12 protein-coding genes are annotated in these 20590 nt (G+C 66.0%); 5 read left to right on the forward strand and 7 right to left on the reverse strand.

What is annotated here, in order from left to right:
• Positions 1–108 precede the first annotated feature (108 nt).
• The 4 genes from RTW82_RS11840 (at position 109) to RTW82_RS11855 (ending at position 7218) form a co-directional block, all read left to right on the forward strand.
• Positions 109–2112 carry a DUF1302 domain-containing protein gene (locus RTW82_RS11840; protein WP_043243341.1) on the forward strand — a complete coding sequence of 668 codons (2004 nt, stop codon included), beginning with the start codon at positions 109–111 and terminating at the stop codon, positions 2110–2112.
• A gap of 58 nt (positions 2113–2170) precedes the next feature.
• The gene (locus RTW82_RS11845; protein WP_021217386.1) at positions 2171–3538 is read left to right on the forward strand and encodes a DUF1329 domain-containing protein; all 1368 of its coding nucleotides are present in this window, start codon (positions 2171–2173) and stop codon (positions 3536–3538) included.
• A 200-nt stretch (positions 3539–3738) separates the two neighbouring features.
• Positions 3739–4824, forward strand: coding sequence for a WD40/YVTN/BNR-like repeat-containing protein (locus RTW82_RS11850; protein ID WP_021217385.1), 1086 nt, complete (start codon positions 3739–3741; stop codon positions 4822–4824).
• 18 nt (positions 4825–4842) lie between these two features.
• Positions 4843–7218, forward strand: a complete 2376-nt coding sequence (locus tag RTW82_RS11855; RefSeq protein ID WP_316925181.1) for an efflux RND transporter permease subunit — start codon at positions 4843–4845, stop codon at positions 7216–7218.
• Between the two features lie 444 nt (positions 7219–7662).
• Here the strand turns inward: RTW82_RS11855 and RTW82_RS11860 are convergent, their stop codons facing one another.
• The 7 genes from RTW82_RS11860 to RTW82_RS11890 all read right to left on the reverse strand — a co-directional run bounded on the left by RTW82_RS11860 (position 7663) and on the right by RTW82_RS11890 (position 15344).
• A complete protein-coding gene (locus tag RTW82_RS11860) occupies positions 7663–9303 on the reverse strand; it encodes a BatD family protein (protein WP_271660461.1) in 1641 nt (546 codons plus the stop codon).
• Entirely contained in the window at positions 9300–11045 is a 1746-nt protein-coding gene (locus RTW82_RS11865; RefSeq protein WP_316925182.1) for a VWA domain-containing protein, read from the reverse strand. Before RTW82_RS11865 ends, RTW82_RS11860 begins: the two co-directional genes overlap by 4 nt.
• Complete coding sequence (locus RTW82_RS11870) at positions 11042–12061, reverse strand: VWA domain-containing protein (RefSeq protein ID WP_316925183.1); 1020 nt, start codon at positions 12059–12061, stop codon at positions 11042–11044. The genes RTW82_RS11865 and RTW82_RS11870 overlap by 4 nt, the downstream gene beginning before the upstream one ends.
• Entirely contained in the window at positions 12054–12548 is a 495-nt protein-coding gene (locus RTW82_RS11875) for a DUF4381 domain-containing protein (protein WP_021217380.1), read from the reverse strand. Before RTW82_RS11875 ends, RTW82_RS11870 begins: the two co-directional genes overlap by 8 nt.
• Positions 12545–13480 (reverse strand): DUF58 domain-containing protein, encoded by a 936-nt coding sequence (locus RTW82_RS11880; protein ID WP_316925184.1) that lies wholly within the window; start codon positions 13478–13480, stop codon positions 12545–12547. Before RTW82_RS11880 ends, RTW82_RS11875 begins: the two co-directional genes overlap by 4 nt.
• Positions 13481–13483: 3 nt before the next feature.
• Positions 13484–14443 (reverse strand): AAA family ATPase, encoded by a 960-nt coding sequence (locus RTW82_RS11885; protein ID WP_021217378.1) that lies wholly within the window; start codon positions 14441–14443, stop codon positions 13484–13486.
• Between the two features lie 151 nt (positions 14444–14594).
• On the reverse strand, positions 14595–15344 hold the full coding sequence (locus RTW82_RS11890) for a carbonic anhydrase (protein ID WP_265167968.1): 750 nt from the start codon (positions 15342–15344) through the stop codon (positions 14595–14597).
• A 335-nt stretch (positions 15345–15679) separates the two neighbouring features.
• On the opposite strand from RTW82_RS11890, the gene RTW82_RS11895 reads away from it, so the two are divergent.
• Positions 15680–20545 carry an NAD-glutamate dehydrogenase gene (locus RTW82_RS11895; protein ID WP_316925185.1) on the forward strand — a complete coding sequence of 1622 codons (4866 nt, stop codon included), beginning with the start codon at positions 15680–15682 and terminating at the stop codon, positions 20543–20545.
• The last annotated feature ends 45 nt before the right edge of the window (positions 20546–20590 follow it).

Raw genomic sequence — 20590 nt, forward strand, 5'->3', positions numbered from 1 at the left:
GGGGCCAGCCCCACGCCACTAACAAGGTCGCTCGAGCGGCTGAACAGCGTCCCTGCCAGACGGGGCCGTAATAACAAATGAATGATCTGTCCACGGAGTAAAGTCTCGATGGAACTCAAGTCCCGCAAGCCCCTGTTGCGCTTCGCGCCGGCCAAGGCCGGTTTCGCCCTCGCCGGCCTCCTGCCCCTGATGTGCGCCGTCCAGGCCCAGGCGGTCGAATTCAGCTTCGCCGACGATGAGATCAGCGGTTCCATCGACACCACCGTCTCCTACGGCCAACTGTGGCGCGTCCAGGGCCAGGACAAGACCAACAACGACATCAACACCAACGACGGCAACCGCAACTTCGACACCGGCCTGGTTTCCGAGGTGTACAAGATCACCTCCGACCTGGAAGCGACCTACAAGAACTACGGTCTGTTCGTCCGCGGCACCGCTTTCTATGACACCCAGATCATGGACAAGCGCAACGACTACTACGACAACAACAGCCCGAGTCAGCCCAGCCAGAGTTATCCGAAGGACGACCGCTTCACCCACGACACCCGCCACAAGGCGGGGCGTGATGCGCAGATCCTCGACGCCTACCTCTATGGCAACTGGGATATCGCCGACATGCCAGTCACCGGTCGTATCGGCAAGCAGGTGTTCAACTGGGGCGAGGGCATCTTCTACCGTGGTGGCATCAACACCACGAACCCGCTGGACGCTGCCAAGTTCCGCTTGCCAGGTTCTGAGTTGAAGGAGGTTCTGGTTCCGGTCGAGGCTCTGAGCTTCAACGTCGGCTTGACTGACAACCTGTCCATGGAAACCTTCTACCAGTTCAACTGGAAGGAAAGCGCCATTGACCCGAGCGGCACCTTCTTCTCCGAAACCGACCTCTTCGCGGATGGCGGCAACACCGCCTACACCAGCCTGGCTGGTAGTGCACTGACCGCTCCTCAGGCCGCCTTGGGCGGAGCCTCTCTCGTGCAGTTCTATAACGCGGGTGCTGGCGGCCTGTGTGCCGGTCAGGTGGGTGGCCTGTGCGCTGGTGGGAAGAACTTCGTTTATCCAGGTAACCAGATCGTCAAGGTCGCCAATATCGGCACTGACCTGAATGCGAAGAACGACGGCCAGTACGGCGTTGCATTCCGCTATATCGCCGAAGAACTCAATTCGACCGAGTTCGGCTTCTACTACGTGAACTATCACGCGAAAGAGCCGAGCATCTACGCCGACCTGGGCAACTACCAGGGCGTCAACCTGGATACCGTCGCCGGTCTTCTGCCGGGCGGCCTGACCCCGGCCAACATCCAGGCGGCAGGTGGTCTGGCGACGCTTGACACCCTGGCGAACGTCCAGGCCCGTCGTGAATATGCTGAAGACATCCGCATGTTCGGCCTGAGCTTCAACACCACCATCCAGGAAACCTCGGTATTCGGTGAGCTGGCCTACCGCCCGAACATGCCGATCGGCATCGCCACCACCAACGACCTGCTGGGTGACCTGATCGGTCAAGCGGCCAAGCTGGTCAATACCGGTCCGATTTCCAGCGCACTCGGTGGCCTGAACGGCTCGGCACAAATCGCGGGCAACACTGTTCGCCTGGGTGACTCGATCCACAACTACGAGCGCGTCGAGGTCTTCAACACCTCCTTGGGCGCCATTCACAACTTCGGACCCAGCCTGAGCTTCGACTCGCTGATCGGCGTGGCCGAACTGGCGTCCGAGCATCTGCGTGGCAGCGACCTGCAATACACCGGTTACAACGGCGTCAATCGCTACTACTCCGGTCGCGGCAACAGCTCCTACGTGTCCGGCGGTGATCGTGGCGATCAGGTCAACAAGGACGCCTACGGCTATACCCTCGTTCTGTCCGGTACCTGGAACGACGTGTATGCCGGCGTGAACGTATCCCCGTTCGTCGTCTACAAGGATGACTTCCAAGGCAACTCCCACCAGACCGGCAATTTCATCGAAGGTCGCAAGGCCTACACCGTCGGCCTCAAGGCGAGCTACCTGAACAGTCTGGAAGGCGAGATCCAGTACACCGAGTTCTATGGTGCTGGCCAGAACAACTCCAGCCGCGATCGCGACAACATCGGCGTCAACGTCAAGTACTCCTTCTAACTAGAAAGAATGCGGGCACCTGCGGGTGCCCGCCGCTGAACCCTCACGGAGAACCAACATGCTGAAAAAGCTTTCGCTGGTTGGCGCGGCAGTCGCGTTCGCACTGTCCGCCGGTAGCGCACTGGCCGCGGTGTCGGCTCAGGAAGCCGCCAAGCTGGGCACTAGCCTGACCCCCTTCGGTGCCGAGAAGGCCGGCAACGCCGCCGGCACCATTCCGGCCTGGACCGGTGGCATCACCCAGGCCCCGGCCGGTTACAAGGCAGGCCAGCACCATGTCGATCCGTTCCCGGAAGACAAGCCGCTCTTCACCATCACCAAGGCCAACCTGGACCAGTACAAGGCCAACCTGACCCCCGGTCAGATCGCCCTGTTCAACGCCTACCCGACCACCTTCCAGATGCCGATCTACCCGACCCGTCGTTCCGGTTCGGCGCCGCAGTGGGTGTATGACAACACCGTCAAGAACGCCACCACCGCCAAGCTGCTGGATGGCGGCAACGGTTTCGCCGACGCCTACGGCGGCATCCCGTTCCCGATCCCGCAGAACGGTGTCGAGGCGCTGTGGAACCACATCGTTCGCTACCGCGGTTCCTACATCGTGCGTCGCGCCTCCGAAGTGGCCGTGCAGCGTAACGGCGACTACTCCCTGGTCACCTCGCAGCAGGAAGCCCTGTTCAAGTACTACAACCCGAAAGGTTCGTACGCCGACTTGAACAACATCCTGTTCTACTACCTGTCCTTCACCAAGAGCCCGGCACGCCTGGCCGGTGGTGCGGTACTGGTACACGAGACCCTGGACCAGGTGAAGGAGCCGCGTCAGGCCTGGGGCTACAACGCCGGCCAGCGCCGCGTTCGCCGTGCGCCTAACCTGGCCTACGACACCCCGATCGCTGCCGCCGACGGCCTGCGTACCGCCGACGACACCGACATGTTCAACGGTGCTCCGGATCGCTACGACTGGAAACTGGTGGGCAAGAAGGAAATCTACATCCCGTACAACAACTACAAGGTCTCCAGCCCTGAAGTTAAGTACAAGGACCTGCTGCAGCCCGGCCACCTGAACCCGGCCGTGACCCGCAACGAACTGCACCGCGTGTGGGTCGTCGAGGGTACGCTGAAGTCCGGCGCCCGCCACATCTACTCCAAGCGCACCCTGTTCCTCGACGAGGACAGCTGGCAAGCTGCCGTGGTCGACCAGTACGACGGTCGTGGCGAGCTGTGGCGCGTATCGATGGCCTACCTGAAGAACTACTACGACCTGCCGACCACCTGGTCCGCGCTGGACGTGTTCCATGACCTTCAGGCCCGTCGCTACCACGTGCAGAACCTGGACAACGAAGAACCGACCACCATCGACTTCACCCAGGCCATCCCGGACGACGGTTACTTCAAGCCTTCGGCACTGCGTCGCCGCGGTACCCGATAAGGGATTCGCAGCGTGATCGAAAGGCCGCTACCCAGGTAGCGGCCTTTTTGCTATCAGGGGTTCTGATAAGGCCTCAATCACGCGGGTTTGCCTTAACAAAACATAACGTCCAGCCGATTGTCAGGGCTTTCCAAAGCTGGATAGCATAGGCGGCCTGCCAAAAGGCAAGGTCCACCTATAACAATAAGGGGGAAAGGTGTATGAGTGAGCCCGTCCTGCGGCGCACCCAGTCCGGTCATGACGTGCAGTCCCTGGCGCAACCGGCGTTCCGCTTCCACTCGCCGCTGGCCAAAGCGCTCTCGCTGTTCAGTGTGCTCTCCGTCCTGACTCTCGGTGCCGCGCCTCTCGCGCAAGCCGCCGAATCAGCACCCGTGTTCTCCATCGAATCGCCCAAGGCGGCGAGCAGCCTGCTGCTGGATATCGCCCATGCGGGCAAACGCCTGGTCGCCGTCGGTGACCGTGGCCACATCCTTTACTCAGACGACGACGGCAAAAGCTGGACCCAGGCCAAGGTGCCGACCCGGCAGATGCTGACCGCCGTCTATTTCGTCGACGACAAGAAGGGCTGGGCCGTCGGCCATGACGCGCAGATCCTCGCCAGTGAAGACGGTGGTGCCACCTGGACCCAGCAGTTCGAAGACCTGGAGCGTGAGGCTCCTCTTCTCGATGTCTGGTTCAAGGACGCCAACACCGGCTTCGCCGTCGGCTCCTACGGCGCCCTGCTGGCCACCGAAGACGGTGGCAAGAACTGGGAAGACGTCAGCGACCGCCTGGACAACGAAGACCAGTACCACATCAACGCCATCACCGCAGTGAAGGACTCCGGTCTGTTCATCGTCGGCGAAATGGGCAGCATGTTCCGCTCGCCCGACTGGGGCCAGACCTGGGAGCGCCTCGAAGGCCCCTACGAGGGTTCCCTGTTCGGTGCCACCGGCACCAACGAGCCGGGCGTGGTCGTCGCCTATGGCCTGCGCGGCCACCTGTTCCGTTCCGCCGACTTCGGCAAGACCTGGGAAACCATCGAACTGAAGAACGCCCGTGGCGGCACCCTGGAGTTCGGTCTTTCCGGCGGCACCCTGCTCGATGACGGCACCCTGCTGGTGGTCGGCCATGGTGGCAGCGTCCTGAAGAGCACCGATACCGGTCGCACCTTCAGCGTGGTCAACCGTTCCGATCGCCTGTCGCTGGCCAGCGCCACCGCAGATACCAAAGGCAACCTGATCCTGGTGGGACAGGGCGGAGCGCGCGTCGCCTCGCCGACTGGCGCCGAGCTGGGCCAACAATAACAAGCCGGGGGAGTTTCGATGAGTAACCATCACCAGGACAAGGCGACCTTCCTGGAACGCCTGATCTTCAACAACCGGCCGGCCGTGATCGTCATCTGCCTGCTGGTCAGCATCTTCCTCTTCTGGCAGGCCACCCAGGTGCGCCCGTCCACCAGCTTCGAGAAGATGATCCCGCTGCACCACCCCTTCATCCAGAAGATGATGGAGCACCGCAACGACCTGGCGAACCTGGGCAACACTGTGCGTATCTCGGTGGAAGCCAAGGACGGGGACATCTTCAGCAAGGAGTACATGGACACCCTGCGTCAGATCCACGACGAGGTGTTCTACATTCCCGGCGTCGACCGTTCCGGCCTGAAGTCCCTGTGGAGCCCCAGCGTGCGCTGGACCGAGGTCACCGAGGAAGGCTTCGCCGGTGGCGAGGTGATCCCGCAGACCTACGACGGTTCCGACGACAGCCTCGACGAACTGCGCAACAACGTGCTCAAGTCCGGCCAGATCGGTCGCCTGGTGGCCAACAACTTCAAATCCAGCATCGTCGACGTGCCGCTGCTCGAGTCCTACCCGGACCCGAACGACCAGGGCAAGCTGCTGAAGCTCGACTACCGCCAGTTCTCCCATGAGCTGGAAGCCAAGATCCGCGACAAGTACCAGGCCCAGAACCCCAATGTGCAGGTGCACATCGTCGGTTTCGCCAAGAAGGTCGGTGACCTGATCGACGGCCTGATCATGGTCGTGGCCTTCTTCGGTATCGCCTTCCTCACCACCCTGGTGCTGCTGTACTGGTTCACCTGGTGTATCCGCAGCACCATCGCCGTGCTCTCCACCACCCTGGTGGCGGTGATCTGGCAGCTGGGCCTGATGCACTCGGTAGGCTTCGGTCTCGACCCCTACTCGATGCTGGTGCCGTTCCTGATCTTCGCCATCGGCATCTCCCACGGGGTGCAGAAGATCAACGGTATCGCTCTGCAGTCCAGTGATGCGGACAACGCCCTGACCGCTGCGCGGCGTACCTTCCGCCAGCTGTTCCTGCCGGGCATGATCGCCATCCTGGCCGACGCAGTGGGCTTCATCACCCTGCTGATCATCGACATCGGCGTGATCCGCGAGCTGGCCATCGGCGCCTCCATCGGTGTGGCGGTGATCGTGTTCACCAACCTCATCCTGCTGCCGGTCGCCATCTCCTATGTCGGCATCAGCAAGAAGGCCATCGAGCGCAGCAAGAAGGACGCGACCCGCGAACACCCCTTCTGGCGCCTGCTGTCCAACTTCGCCCATCCGGTGGTGGCTCCGATCTCGGTGGTCATCGCCCTGGTCGCCTTCGGTGGCGGCCTCTGGTACGGCCAGAACCTGAAGATCGGCGACCTCGACCAGGGCGCGCCGGAACTGCGTCCTGACTCGCGCTACAACAAGGACAACAACTTCATCATCAGCAACTACTCCACCAGCTCCGACGTGCTCGTGGTGATGGTCAAGACCAAGCCGGAAGGCTGCTCCACGCACGAAGCGCTGGCGCCGATCGACGAGCTGATGTGGACGATGGAGAACACCCAGGGCGTGCAATCCGCCATTTCGATGGTCACCGTTTCCAAGCAGGTGATCAAAGGGATGAACGAAGGCAACCTGAAGTGGGAAACCCTGTCGCGCAACCAGGACGTGCTGAACAACTCCATCAGCCGTGCCGATGGCCTGTACAACACCGACTGCTCCCTGGCGCCGGTGCTGGTGTTCCTCAACGACCACAAGGCCGAGACCCTGCAACGCGCGGTCAAGGCGGTGGAAGGCTTTGCCAAGGACCACAACAAGGAAGGGCTGGAATTCATGCTCGCCGCCGGTAACGCCGGCATCGAAGCGGCCACCAACGAGGTGATCGCCCAGTCCGAGCTGACCATCCTCATCCTGGTGTACATCTGCGTGGCGGTGATGTGTCTGATCACCTTCCGCTCCGTCGCCGCGACCATCTGCATCGTGCTGCCGCTGATCCTCACCTCGGTGCTGGGTAACGCGCTGATGGCCTTCCTCGGCATCGGCGTGAAGGTGGCGACCCTGCCGGTGGTGGCGCTGGGTGTGGGTATCGGTGTCGACTACGGCATCTACATCTACAGCCGCCTGGAAAGCTTCCTGCGTGCCGGCCTGCCGCTGCAAGAGGCCTATTACCAGACGCTGAAGTCCACCGGCAAGGCCGTGCTCTTCACCGGCCTGTGCCTGGCCATCGGCGTGGCGACCTGGATGTTCTCGGCGATCAAGTTCCAGGCCGACATGGGCCTGATGCTGACCTTCATGTTCATCGTCAACATGTTCGGTGCGCTCTGGCTGCTGCCTGCCCTGGCACGCTTCCTGATCCGCCCCGAGAAGCTGGCGGGCAAGACCGGTGGTTCGCTGCTGGCCCACTAAGCCTCAAGGCAATGAAAGAACCGCGGCCCAGGCCGCGGTTTTTTTATGGGCGATCGACTACCCGCAAACCACGCGTACAACCCTGTAGGGGCGAGCCTGTAGGGGCGACTTCAGTCGCCCAGCAACCCAAAGGGTTGCCGCTCCATTGGGGGCGGGTCAAATCCGAAAGGGGTCGTCCCAACACGCGGGTTCCACCCGCCCTACAGCGAGCACATCCTCACCCTGTAGCCCGGGCTTCAGCCCGGGAGCACCGCCCACACCTTCCTAGGTAGGTCGGGTGCAACCCGACAGGCCCGGCACGAGGCTCCGGCGGGTTTCACCCGCCCTACAGCGAGCACCGCCTACATCTGTAGCCCGGACTTCAGTCCGGGAGTGCCGGCTACGCCTTCCCCGCGCTGAAGCACGGGCTACGAAGTGGCACTCCGGGTTTGGGTTGGGAGCGGATCAGCGCGGATAGAGCGGCGGCAACCCGCTCTCGCCAGCGGCCTGTTGCTGCACCTGCGGCGTGGGCAGGGCGCGGATGGCTTTCCACAGCTCCTCACCCTGCCAGTGCTGACCGCTTTCGCTGTAGAGGGCGCCGTTGAGCCCGTCCATGGCGTCGGACAGCGGCACGAAGCGCGCGGCCATGTCGGCCAGGGTCTCCGGCTGCTGGCGGGCCCAGGCATCCAGGGCCTGGCGCGTGGCGTGGGGATCGTTGGCCTGGCAGGCGCGCTTGAGGTCGTCCAGCAGGGTGCGCGGGCTCGGGCCGGTCTGCGCGGTGGGCAGGATCGCCGGCTGGCGGCGGGCGTGCCACCAGAGGCCGAAGCCCAGCAGAGTGGTCAGCGCCAGCAGCAGGGTGGCGAGCTTCCACGGCCAGAGCGGCGGGCCTTCCACGGCATGCGGGTTGCCATTGCTGCTTTCCACGGGCGCTTCCGGCTCCAGCGTGGGATTGGCGGCGACTTCCAGGGTGCGGCCCGGTAGCTGGCTGCGCTCCAGGTGATCCTCGCGGGTGTTCCACCACACCACTTCCACCGGTGGCAGCTCGATGCGGCCGGCGGCGGTCGGCACCAGCGCCTCGCGCTCTTCGCGGCTGCCGAGCAGGCCGCGCTCGCTGGACTGGTTGGCCAGTTGCGGCTGGTCGGGGTAGCGACGCAGGTTGGTCACGTTGGTGGCGGGCAGGGCGGGCAACTGGGCGCTGGCCAGGCCTTCGACCTTGACCATCAGGCTGCGGGTCAGCGAATCACCCACCTGGGCCTTATCCGGCTCCGGGCTCCAGGCTTCGGCCAGGGTCAGGTTGCGCGCTGGCAGCCAGGGCGCGTTGGCTGGGTAGTCGGCGGGCTTGGCTTTCACCACCAGCGGGATCTGCGGCGAGCTGACCCGGGTCAGGCGCCCGGGACGCGGGCCGAAGGGCTGGTAGTCGTCCTGCCCCGAGCGCTCCACCAGGGTGGCGCTGAACACCTGGGCGGGGATGCTCAACTGGCCGCTCTTCTGCGGGAAGATCGCGTAGCGCAGCTCGATCACACCGTGGCGCACGCCATTGATTTCTTTCTCGTAGGTGCGCGGCTCGCCCAGTTGCTCGACCCGCGCGTCGGCCATCTGCAGCGGCGTCAGGCTGCTGTCGTCATACAGCGAGACCGAGTGATAGATGCGCAGGGTGAGGATGGTCTGCGCCTGCACGTAGACGCTTTCCTCGTCCAGGCTGGCGTCGATGAACACCGGCGCCAGCTTGCTGTTGCCGGCGGCGTTGTCGCTTTTCTGGATGTGCAGGGTGATCGGCTTGGTCTCGGCTTCGCCCAGGCGCAGCGGAGGGATGACCACGAAGCCGTTCTGCTTCGGCTGCAGGGTGACGATCCAGCGCGTGGCGCGATCGTCCTGGCCGTTCAGGGTGCTGATGCGGTTGATCTGGCGCGTGCCCAGCACCTCGAACTGCGATTCCAGCGGCTTGAGGTCGGGCTTGCCGAACAGCGTCGGGTCGGAGGACTCCAGGATCAGCTCCACGGTTTCGCCCTCGCTGAGGCGTGCGCGGTCGACGCTGGCGGTGAAGCCCGCCGCGCTGGCGGTGCAGGCCAGCAGGCTGAGGAGGAGGGCGCAGAGAAGGCGCATCATTCTTGGTTTTCCTGGCGGCGTTGCTGTTCGTACCAAAACTTGCGGCGCAGCAGTTCGGCGGGGTCGTCGGGAATCTGCCGCAGCCATTGTTCCAGGGACTGCCGGCGCTCGTCGCCCAGGGGCTCGGCCTGGCCCGGCGCGTCGCTGGGCTGTTGCTCACCGGCGGGTTTCTGCCCGGGCTCGGCGGGTTGGCCGTCGGCGCCGGCCTGTTGGCCCGGCTGCTTGTTCTCTTCGGGCGGGGTGGTGGAGGCGCCTTCGGCAGGCTGCTGCTGCTCCTTGTCCTCGCCTTTTTCCGGGTCGCCACCCTGGGCGGCAGAAGGCTGTTCCTGGGGTTGCTGCTGGCCCTGCTGATCGTCCTGCTGCTGTTGCGCCTGTTGCTGTTTTTGCTGTTGCAGCAACTGCTCCACCAGGGCCTTGTTGTTCAGCGCCGGCTGCAGGTCGGGCTCGCGCTCCAGGGCGGATTCGTAGGCATCCAGCGCGGCTTCCAGCTGGCCGGCCTTGGCCAGGGCATTGCCGCGGTTGTAGTGGTCGGCGGCGCTGTCACCGCCAGCGAAGCGTTCGGCGGCTTCGGCGTGCTTGCCGGCCTGGTAGAGCGCATAGCCCTGCCAGCGCGGGTCCTGGAAATGCTGCGCGGCCTCTGCCGGTTGCTGGGCCTCCAGCAGGCGCTGGCCCTGTTGGTCGGGGCGCAGCCACAGGTCTTCCATTTCGAAGGCCAAGGCCGGGCGGGGTAGCACGAAGAACAGCGGCAGGCAGAAGATCCAGCCACGGCGCCCGGCGCAGGCGGCGATCAGCAGCAGCGGCAGCAGCAGCCAGTGGCCCTGGTCGGCCCAGGCTTCCAGGCGCGTGGTTTCGCGGCTTTCGCGCAGGGTACGGGCGCCCCCCAGCAGGCCGAGGGTACGCAGGTCGCGTTCGTCGACACGGGCGCTGGCGTACTTGCCGCCCAGCTGGTTGGCGAAGCGCTTGAGGCTCGCGGCGTCCAGGCGCGGCAGGAGGATGGCGCCCTGGGCGTCCTTGATGAAGCCGCCGTTTTCCTGGGCGATGGGCGCGCCTTCGGCGGTGCCGATGCCGAGGATGCTCAGGCGCTCGCTCTTCGAACCCAGGGCATGGCGGATGCCGTCACGCTCCGCCTCGCTCAGGCTGCTGGTGATCAGCAGCAGGCGGCCCTGGCCCTGGGCACCCTGCTTGAGCAGGGCCAGGGCTTTCTCCACGGCGAGATCGGCGCGCTGGCCAGCCTCCGGCATGATCGACGGCTTGAGCGCCTCCAGCAGGTTGCCGGTGGTCATCAGGTCGTCGGAGAGGGGTACCAGGCTGTGGGCGCTGCCGGCGTAGACGACGATGGCGGTCTGCGCATCGCGGCGGGCATCCAGCAGGTCGCGCAGCTTGCGCTTGGCCTGCTCCAGGCGCGTAGGCGGCAGATCGGACGCGAGCATCGAAGGCGTCAGCTCGAGGATGACCACCAGCGGGTCGGCGCGCTTCTGCGTGCTTTGCTCCACCCGTTGCCAGCTGGGGCCGATCAGTGCCAGCAGGCCCAGGCTCCAGGCCAGGCCTAAAGCGATCCATGGCAGGCGGCTGCTGCGTTCCCGGCCACCGCCCAGCAACCAGGGCTGGAAGGCGATGGGCAGCAGTTGCTGCCAGCGACCGCTGCGGCGCTCGCGGTGCCAGAGCTGCCAGATCAGCCAGGCCAGCAGCGGCAACAGGAGCAGCCAGAAGGGGCGCAGCCAGTGCGGCCAGAGTTCGCTCATGGGCGCCTCCGCAGCCACTGCGGGCGTTGCTGCAGGGCGTGGGGCCAGAGCTCACGGCTGATCAGCAGCAGGCTCAGCAGCATGGCGCCGGCCAGCGGCCAGGAATACAGCGCCAGGGCCGGGCGGGCCTGGCTGGGCAGTTGCGAAACGGGCTCGAGCTGGTCCAGGGCGTGTTCGATTTCTTCCAGCTCCTTGCTGGAGCGGGCGCAGAAATAACGGCCGCCGGTCTGCTCGGCGATGCTGCGCAGGGTGGGTTCGTCCAGGTCCAGGCCGGGGTTGAGGCCGAACATGCCGAGCACGCCGCCCTGTTCCGGGTCGGCACCGATGCCGATGGTGTAGATCTTCACCTGCTCCTCGGCGGCGAGGCGTGCGGCGGTGAGCGGTTCGATCTCGCCGCCGGTGTTGGCGCCATCGGTGACCAGTACCAGCACGCGGCTATCGGCGGGGCGCTGGCGCAGGCGCTTGACCGCCAGGCCGATGGCATCGCCGATGGCGGTGTTCTTGCCGGCGATGCCGATCAGCGCCTCGTCGAGCCAGATGTGCACGGTCTGGCGGTCGAAGGTCAGCGGCGCCTGCAGGTAGGCCTGACTGCCGAAGAGGATCAGGCCAATGCGGTCGCCGATGCGGCCGTCGATGAATTCGCCCATCAGGTGCTGGACCAGGGTCAGGCGGCTGACTTGCTTGCCGTCCAGCTCCATGTCCGCGTAGTCCATGGAGCCGGAGACATCCACCGCTACCAGCAGGTCGCGGCCGCTGGCCGGCAGGGGTTGCGGCTCGCCCACCCATTCCGGGCGCGCGGCGGCGCACAGCAGCAGCAGCCAGAGCAGGGCGAAGGGGGCCTGCTGGCGCCAGGCCGGCAGGTTGGCGCGGGCGCGGCGGCCGGCGAGGGCTTCCAGCTCGCCGAGGAAGCTCACCTTGAGCGCAGCCTCGCCGCTGTCGGCGGGGGGCAGCAGCACGCGCAACAGCCAGGGCAGCGGCGCGAACAGGAAGATCCACGGCCAGGCGAGTTCAAACATGCTTGCGAATCCAGGTGTCGACCGCCTGGGTCAGGCCTTCGATGGCCTTGTCGTCGAGCTTGCACTCGGGGCGGTAGGCGCCCTCCACCAGCACCATCCAGCGGGTCAGGCCGGCGGCGGGGCAGCGGTTGTCCAGGTAGGCCAGCCAGGCGCGGCCGCTGAGGGTGAGGCTTTGGTCGTTGGGGTAGTGCAGGCGGCACAGGCGCTTGAGCAGGCCGTTGAGCTGCTGCAGCCAGAGGCCCGCAGGTACGCCGTCATAGGGCTTGCGCAGTTGCGCGAGCTCCTTGAGCGCCGCCTCGCGCATCGGCTCCAGGGGTTGTTCGGCGCGCTCGCCGCGTTGCCGGCGGGGCAGGCGGTGGCGCAGGCGCCAGAGGCCCCAGAGCAGCAGCGGCAGCAGGGCGGCAAGCACCCACCAGCCCGGCGCGGGCGGCCACCAGGGCACGGCGTCGGGGGCGATCAGCGGCTCCAGCTGGTCGAGCGGGTTCATCGCTTGCCACCCCGGTGGTGCAGGTGGTCACGCAACTGGTCGACCATGCCGGCCTGGGTACTCAGGGGCAGCAGCAGCACCCCCAGGCGCTGGGCCAGGCGTTGCCAGCGCGCCTTGCGCGCATCGCCCAGGTCACGGTAGGCCTGGCGCAGCTCGGGGTTGTGGGTGTCCAGTTCCAGCTTGGCGCCCAGCTCGGTGAAGCGCAGCAGCCCGGCGGCGGGCAGGGCATGGTCGAGCGGATCGGACAGCGGCAGCAGGATCAGGTCGGTGTGGCGGGCGAGCAGGGCGAGCTGCTGCTCCGAGGTATCGGACAGGGTGCGCTCGTCGCAGAGGATCACCACCAGGCTGCCGGGGCGCAGCACCTCGCGGGCGCGGCGCAGGGCCAGGCTGAAGCCTTCGCGGGTGGTCGTCTGCTGGGTGCCCAGGGCCTGGTTGGTGCGCACCAGGCGGTTGAGCAGTTGCAGCAGGCTCTGCTTGCTGCGCCGGGGCTTGATCTCGTGGTGCTCGTTGTCGCTGAAGACCAGGCCGCCGATGCGGTCGTTGTGGCCCAGGGCGGCCCAGCCGATGAGGCTGGCGGCGTGGGCGGCGAGCACCGACTTGAACATCTGCCCGGAGCCGAAGAACAGCCGCTGGCTCTGCTCGACCATGATGAACACCGGGCGCTCACGCTCCTCGTGGAACAGCTTGGTGTGCGGCTCCTGGGTGCGTGCGGTGACGCGCCAGTCGATGGTGCGCACGTCATCGCCCGGCTGGTAGACCCGCACCTGGTCGAAGTCGACGCCGCGACCACGCAGCTTGGAGTGGTGCAGGCCGATCAGCGGGCTGCGTCGCGAAGGCGTGGAGAACAGCTGCACCTCGCGGACGCGATGGCGCATGTCGATCAGCTCGGCGAGGCTGACCTTGATGCCGGTCTGGGCGGCTGGGCTGTCCATGGGTCAGGCGACGGCGACCACGTCGAGGATGCGCTGGATCACCCGGTCCTGGTCGATGCCGGCGGCTTCCGCCTCGAAGGATAGGATCAGGCGGTGGCGCAGGGCGTCGAAGAGCACCGCCTGGATGTCCTCGGGGCTGACGAAGTCGCGGCCGGCCATCCACGCGTGGGCGCGGGCGCAGCGGTCCAGGGCGATGGAGCCGCGCGGGCTGGAGCCGTAGGCCAGCCATTCGGCCAACTCGCTGTCGAACTTGGCCGGGGTGCGCGTGGCCATCACCAGTTGCACCAGGTACTCCTCCACGGCGTCGGCCATGTACAGGCCGAGGATTTCCTTGCGCGCGGCGAAGATCGCCTGCTGGCTGACTTGGTGCTCGGGACGGGTTTCGCCGTTGAGGGCGACGCCACGGGCCTGCTGGAGGATCTTGCGTTCCACCGAGGCTTCGGGGAAACCGATCTTCACGTGCATGAGGAAGCGGTCGAGCTGGGCTTCGGGCAGCGGGTAGGTGCCTTCCTGCTCGATGGGGTTCTGCGTCGCCATCACCAGGAACAGCGGCGGCAGTTCATAGGTGGAGCGGCCGATGGACACCTGGCGCTCGGCCATGGCTTCCAGCAGCGCCGATTGCACCTTGGCCGGTGCGCGGTTGATTTCGTCGGCCAGCACCAGGTTGTGGAAGATCGGCCCCTGCTGGAACACGAAGCTGCCGGTTTCCGGGCGATAGATCTCGGTGCCGGTGATGTCCGCCGGCAACAGGTCGGGGGTGAACTGGATGCGATGGAACTCGGCTTCGACCCCTTCGGCCAGGTCCTTGATCGCCTTGGTCTTGGCCAGCCCGGGCGCGCCTTCCACCAGCAGGTGGCCGTCGGCGAGCAGGGCGATGAGCAGGCGGTCGATGAGCTTTTCCTGACCGAGGATCTGGGTGGACAGGTACTGGCGCAGGGCGATCAGTGCTTCGCGGTGTTCCATCGTTGGGCTCGCTCGGGTTGGACGGGGGCAGCCAGGCCCCCGGAGAAGGCGAAGTACTTTAATCCAAGCAGAGGCCTGCGGCCTAGGCGAGCGCGTGGACGCGCAGCGAAATCGTGACGGGCCGAGCGCTATTCGCCCGGCCCGCGAAGGCTCAGGCGATCAGCTCGACCTTGCCGCTGGCCAGCCGGTAGATGCCGCCCACCACCTTCAGGCGCCCTTCGGCAATGGCGTCGCGCAGCAGGCTGGAGCGCTCGGTGAGCTGCTTGAGGTTGTCCCGCACGTTCTGTGCGATGGCGTTTTCCAGAACGTCGCCCTTATGTTCGAGCACCGCCTGCGCCGACGGCGCGATGGCTGCTGCCAGGCCCTGGATATGGCCGGGGTAGCTGGCGCCGTCGCGAGCCATCTTGAGGCCGGCCTCCACCGCGCCGCAGCCCTCGTGGCCAAGCACCATCAGCAGCGGGATGCCGAGCACGGCCACGCCGTATTCCAGGCTGGCCAGGCCGTCGTCGGTCACCAGGTTGCCGGCCACGCGGACGGCGAAGAGGTCGCCCCGGGCGGTGTCGAAAGCGTATTCCGGGGCGATGCGCGAGTCGGCGCAGCCCAGCACGGCGGCATAGGGGTTCTGTGCGGAGACCAGGGCCTCGCGTTCGGTGAGGAAGTCGTGGCGGCGGGTCAGCCCATCCACATAGCGTTGGTTGCCCTGCATCAGGCGTTCCAGGGCAGCGTCCGGGGCCAACTGGTTCTGTGGCTTGGGCGTGGGGGCCGCAGCCGGGGTGGCGGCCAGGGCTGTGTTGCTCAGCAGGGGCGCAGCGGCCACTGCTGCGGCGGTCATTCCGGCCAGGCGCAGGAAACGCCGGCGCTCCGGGCGGTCAGGGGTATGCGGTTCGTGGCAGGTGCACATGGTGGGTGCTCCGATGGGAAAGGGGAGTGGCGAGTCTAGGGGCCGCACCGGGTCTGCCGCTGTGGGCGCGCTGTAGGCGCTACCGAAGTGCTCGTGTCGTCTTTTTTCCGTGATCCATGTCGGCTTGCTGAAGGCGGCTGTCCGAGATTGACCGAATATGTCGCAGGGCTAAAAGCGTCGCACCGGGTGCCGCCCTTAATCTGTCCACGAGGATGACTGGTCGGTCCCAGGCGGCTCCGACTCGTCACACTGCCTTGAATCTCCTCCTGATCCATCACCGCGCGATAAGCGTTCTACGCTTAACCCCCAACAACAGAGCCAAGCGGAGCACAACCATGGCGTTCTTCACCGCGGCCAGCAAAGCCGACTTCCAGCATCAACTGCAAGCGGCCCTGGCGCAGCACGTCAGCGAGCAGGCCTTGCCACAAGTAGCCCTGTTCGCCGAACAATTCTTCGGCATCATCGCCCTCGACGAACTCACCCAGCGCCGGCTCTCCGACCTGGTGGGCTGCACCCTGTCGTCGTGGCGCCTGCTGGAACGCTTCGACCCGGCCAAGCCGCAGGTACGCGCCTTCAACCCCGATTACGAGAAGCACGGCTGGCAATCCACCCACACCGCGGTGGAAGTGCTGCACCCCGACATCCCCTTCCTGGTGGATTCGGTGCGCATGGAGCTGAACCGCCGCGGCTACAACATCCACACGCTGCAGAACAGCGTGCTCAGCGTGCGCCGCAACAAGAAGGGCGAGCTGGTCGAGGTGCTGCCCAAGGGTGCCCAGGGCAAGGATGTGCAGCAGGAATCGCTGATGTTCCTGGAGATCGACCGCATCGCCGCGCCGACCGCTCTCAAGGCCCTGGAAAAGGCCATCGAGGACATGCTCGGCGAAGTGCGGGTGACCGTCGCCGACTTCCAGCCGATGACCACCAAGGCCCGCGAGCTGCTGGCCTGGCTGGACAAGGCCAAGCTCAAGGTCGAGCCGGCCGAGCTGGCCGAGATCAAGGTCTTCATGAACTGGTTGCTGGACAACCACTTCACCTTCCTCGGCTACGAGGAGTTCACCGTGGTAGACGAGGGCGAGGCCGGCGGCCACCTGGTCTATGACGAGAAATCCCTGCTCGGTGTCTCGCGCCTGCGCCGCATCGGCCTCAGCGCCGCCGACCTGCACATCGAGAAGGACGCCGTCGACTACCTGCGCGGCCCGGTGCTGCTGTCCTTCGCCAAGGCCGCCGAGCCGAGCCGCGTGCACCGCCCGGCCTACCCGGACTTCGTCTCCATCCGCGAGCTGGACGCCAAGGGCCGCGTGGTCAAGGAATGCCGCTTCATGGGTCTGTACACCTCCGCCGTATACGGCGAGAGCGTGTCGGAGATCCCCTTCATCCGTGGCAAGGTCGCCGAGATCCAGCGCCGCTCCGGCTTCGACGCCCGCGCCCACCTGGGCAAGGAACTGGCCCAGGTGCTCGAGGTGCTGCCCCGCGACGACCTGTTCCAGACCCCGGTGGATGATCTGTTCTCCACCGCCATGGCCATCGTGCAGATGCAGGAGCGCAACAAGATCCGCCTGTTCCTGCGCCGTGATCCCTATGGCCGCTTCGCCTACGCGCTGGCCTATGTGCCGCGCGACGTCTACTCCACCGAAACGCGCCTGAAGATCCAGCAGATCCTCATGGACCGCCTGCAGGCCAGCGATTGCGAGTTCTGGACCTTCTTCTCCGAGTCCGTGCTGGCGCGCGTGCAGTTCATCCTGCGCCTGGACCCGAAGAACAAGGCCGTGGTCGACCCGGTACGCCTGGAGAAGGAAGTGATCCAGGCCTGCCGCTCCTGGAAGGACGACTACGCCAGCCTGGTCAATGAAAGCTTCGGCGAGGCCCAGGGCACCCGTGTGCTGGCCGACTTCCCGAAAGGCTTCCCCGCCGGCTACCGCGAGCGCTTCGCCCCGCACTCGGCCGTGGTCGACATGCAGCACCTGAACAGCCTCTCCGACGAGCGCCAGCTGGTGATGAGCTTCTACCAGCCGCTGACCCAGGGTGAGCAGCTGCTGCATTGCAAGCTGTACCACGCCGACACGCCGCTGCCGCTGTCCGACGTGTTGCCGATCCTGGAGAACCTGGGCCTGCGCGTGCTCGGCGAGTTCCCCTACCGCCTGCACCGCCAGGATGGCCGCGAGTTCTGGATCCACGACTTCGCCTTCACCAGCGCCTCGGGCCAGGAAGTCGACATCCAGCAGCTCAACGACACCCTGCAGGACGCCTTCATCCACATCGTCAACGGCGACGCCGAGAACGACGCCTTCAACCGCCTGGTACTGACCGCCTCCATGCCCTGGCGCGACGTGGCGCTGCTGCGTGCCTATGCCCGCTACCTGAAGCAGATCCGCCTGGGCTTCGACCTGTCCTACATCGCCAGCACCCTGCTCAACCATGTGGACATCGCCAAGGAACTGGTGCGCCTGTTCAAGACCCGCTTCTACCTGGCCCGCAAGCTCACCGCCGAGGACCTGGAAGACAAGCAGCAGAAGCTCGAGCAGGCCATCCTCGGCGAGCTGGACAACGTCGCCGTGCTCAACGAGGACCGCATCCTGCGGCGCTACCTCGACCTGATCAAGGCGACCCTGCGCACCAATTTCTACCAGCCCGACGCGGCCGGCCAGAACAAGGGTTACTTCAGCTTCAAGTTCAGCCCGCGCCTGATTCCGGACATCCCGCGGCCGGTGCCCAAGTTCGAAATCTTCGTCTACTGCCCGCGCGTCGAGGGCGTGCACCTGCGCTTCGGCGACGTGGCCCGTGGCGGCCTGCGCTGGTCCGACCGCGAGGAAGACTTCCGCACCGAGGTGCTGGGCCTGGTCAAGGCGCAGCAGGTGAAGAACGCGGTGATCGTGCCCATGGGCGCCAAGGGCGGCTTCATCCCCCGTCGCCTGCCGGTGGGTGGCAGCCGTGACGACATCCAGGCCGAGGCCATCGCCTGCTACCGCATCTTCATCAGCGGCCTGCTGGACGTCACCGACAACCTCAAGGAAGGCCAGGTGGTACCGCCGGCCAACGTGGTCCGTCACGACGCCGACGACCCCTACCTGGTGGTGGCGGCCGACAAGGGCACCGCGACCTTCTCCGACATCGCCAACGGCATCGCCCTGGACTACGGCTTCTGGCTGGGCGACGCCTTCGCCTCCGGCGGCTCCGCCGGCTATGACCACAAGGGCATGGGCATCACCGCCAAGGGCGGTTGGGTCTCGGTGCAGCGTCACTTCCGCGAACGCGGCATCGACGTGCAGAAGGACAATGTCACCGTGATCGGCATCGGCGACATGGCCGGCGACGTGTTCGGCAACGGCCTGCTGCTGTCGGACACGCTGCAGCTGGTGGCGGCCTTCAACCACATGCACATCTTCATCGACCCGAACCCGGATGCGGCCAGCAGCTTCGTCGAGCGCAAGCGCCTGTTCGACCTGCCGCGCTCGTCCTGGGCCGATTACGACGCCAAGCTGATTTCCGCCGGCGGCGGCATCTTCCTGCGGGCGGCGAAAAGCATTGCCATCAGCCCGGAGATGAAGGAACGCTTCGACATCCGCGCCGACAAGCTGACCCCCACCGAGCTGCTCAACGCGCTGCTCAAGGCGCCGGTTGATCTGCTGTGGAACGGCGGCATCGGCACCTACGTGAAATCCAGCAAGGAGTCTCACGCCGACGTCGGCGACAAGGCCAACGACGCGCTGCGCGTCGACGGTCGCGAACTGCGCGCCAAGGTGGTGGGCGAGGGCGGCAACCTGGGCATGACCCAGCTCGGCCGCGTCGAGTACGGCCTCAACGGCGGCGCCAGCAACACCGACTTCATCGACAACGCCGGTGGCGTGGACTGCTCCGACCACGAGGTGAACATCAAGATCCTCCTGGGCGAAATCGTTGCGGCCGGCGACATGACCGGCAAGCAGCGCAACAAGCTGCTGGCCGAGATGACCGACGCGGTGGGCAGCCTGGTGCTGGGCAACAACTACAAGCAGACCCAGGCGCTGTCCCTGGCGCAACGCCGTGCCCGTGAGCGCATCGGCGAGTACAAGCGCCTGATCGCCGCCCTGGAGGCTGCCGGCAAGCTCGACCGCGCGCTGGAGTTCCTGCCCAGCGACGAGGAACTCAACGAGCGCACCGCCAACGGCCAGGGCCTGACCCGGCCGGAGCTGTCGGTGCTGATTTCCTACAGCAAGATCGACCTCAAGGAATCGCTGCTCAAATCCCTGGTGCCGGACGACGACTACCTGGCTCGCGAGATGGAAACCGCCTTCCCGCCGCTGCTGGCGAAGAAGTTCGGCGACTCCATGGGCCGCCATCGCCTGAAGCGCGAAATCATCAGCACCCAGATCGCCAACGACCTGGTCAACCACATGGGCATCACCTTCGTGCAGCGCCTGAAGGAGTCCACCGGCATGAGCGCGGCCAACGTCGCCGGTGCCTACGTGGTGGTGCGCGATGTGTTCCGCCTGGCCCACTGGTGGAAGCAGGTCGAAGCGCTGGACTACAAGGTCCCCGCCGAACTGCAGCTGACCCTGATGGACGAACTGATGCGCCTCGGCCGCCGTGCTACGCGCTGGTTCCTGCGCAGCCGTCGCGAAGACCAGAACGCCGCCCGTGACGTCGGCCACTTCGGCCCGCGCGTGGCCGAGCTGGCCGGTCGCCTGGACGAGCTGCTGGAAGGCCCGGCCCGCGAGCAGTGGCTGGCCCGCTACCAGGCCTATGTCGAAGCCGGCGCACCGGAAGAGCTGGCCCGTGTGGTCGCCGGCACCAGCCACCTGTACACGCTGCTGCCGATCATCGAAGCCTCGGACGTCACCGGCAAGGACACCGCCGAAGTGGCGGCCGCCTACTTCGCCGTTGGTGGCGCGCTGGACCTGTCCTGGTACCTGCAGCAGATCACCAGCCTGCCGGTGGAGAACAACTGGCAGGCCCTGGCCCGCGAAGCCTTCCGCGACGACCTCGACGGCCAGCAACGGGCGATCACCGTCTCGGTGCTGCAGATGAACGACGCCCCGGCGGACATGGACGAGCGCGTGGCCCTGTGGCTGGAGCAGCACCGCCCGCTGGTGGAACGCTGGAAGGTTATGCTCACCGACCTGCGCGCCGCCACCGGCACCGACTACGCCATGTACGCCGTGGCCAACCGCGAGCTGATGGACCTGGCGCAAAGCGGCCAATCCGGGGTGAACATCCCCTGATAGCCGCTATGCTCAAGTAACTTGTGCTCTCAGCCCCGCTTCGGC

Origin of the sequence: Pseudomonas sp. zfem005, assembly GCF_032621735.1 — a bacterium.
In the GTDB taxonomy this organism is placed as follows: Bacteria; Pseudomonadota; Gammaproteobacteria; order Pseudomonadales; family Pseudomonadaceae; genus Metapseudomonas; species Metapseudomonas solani.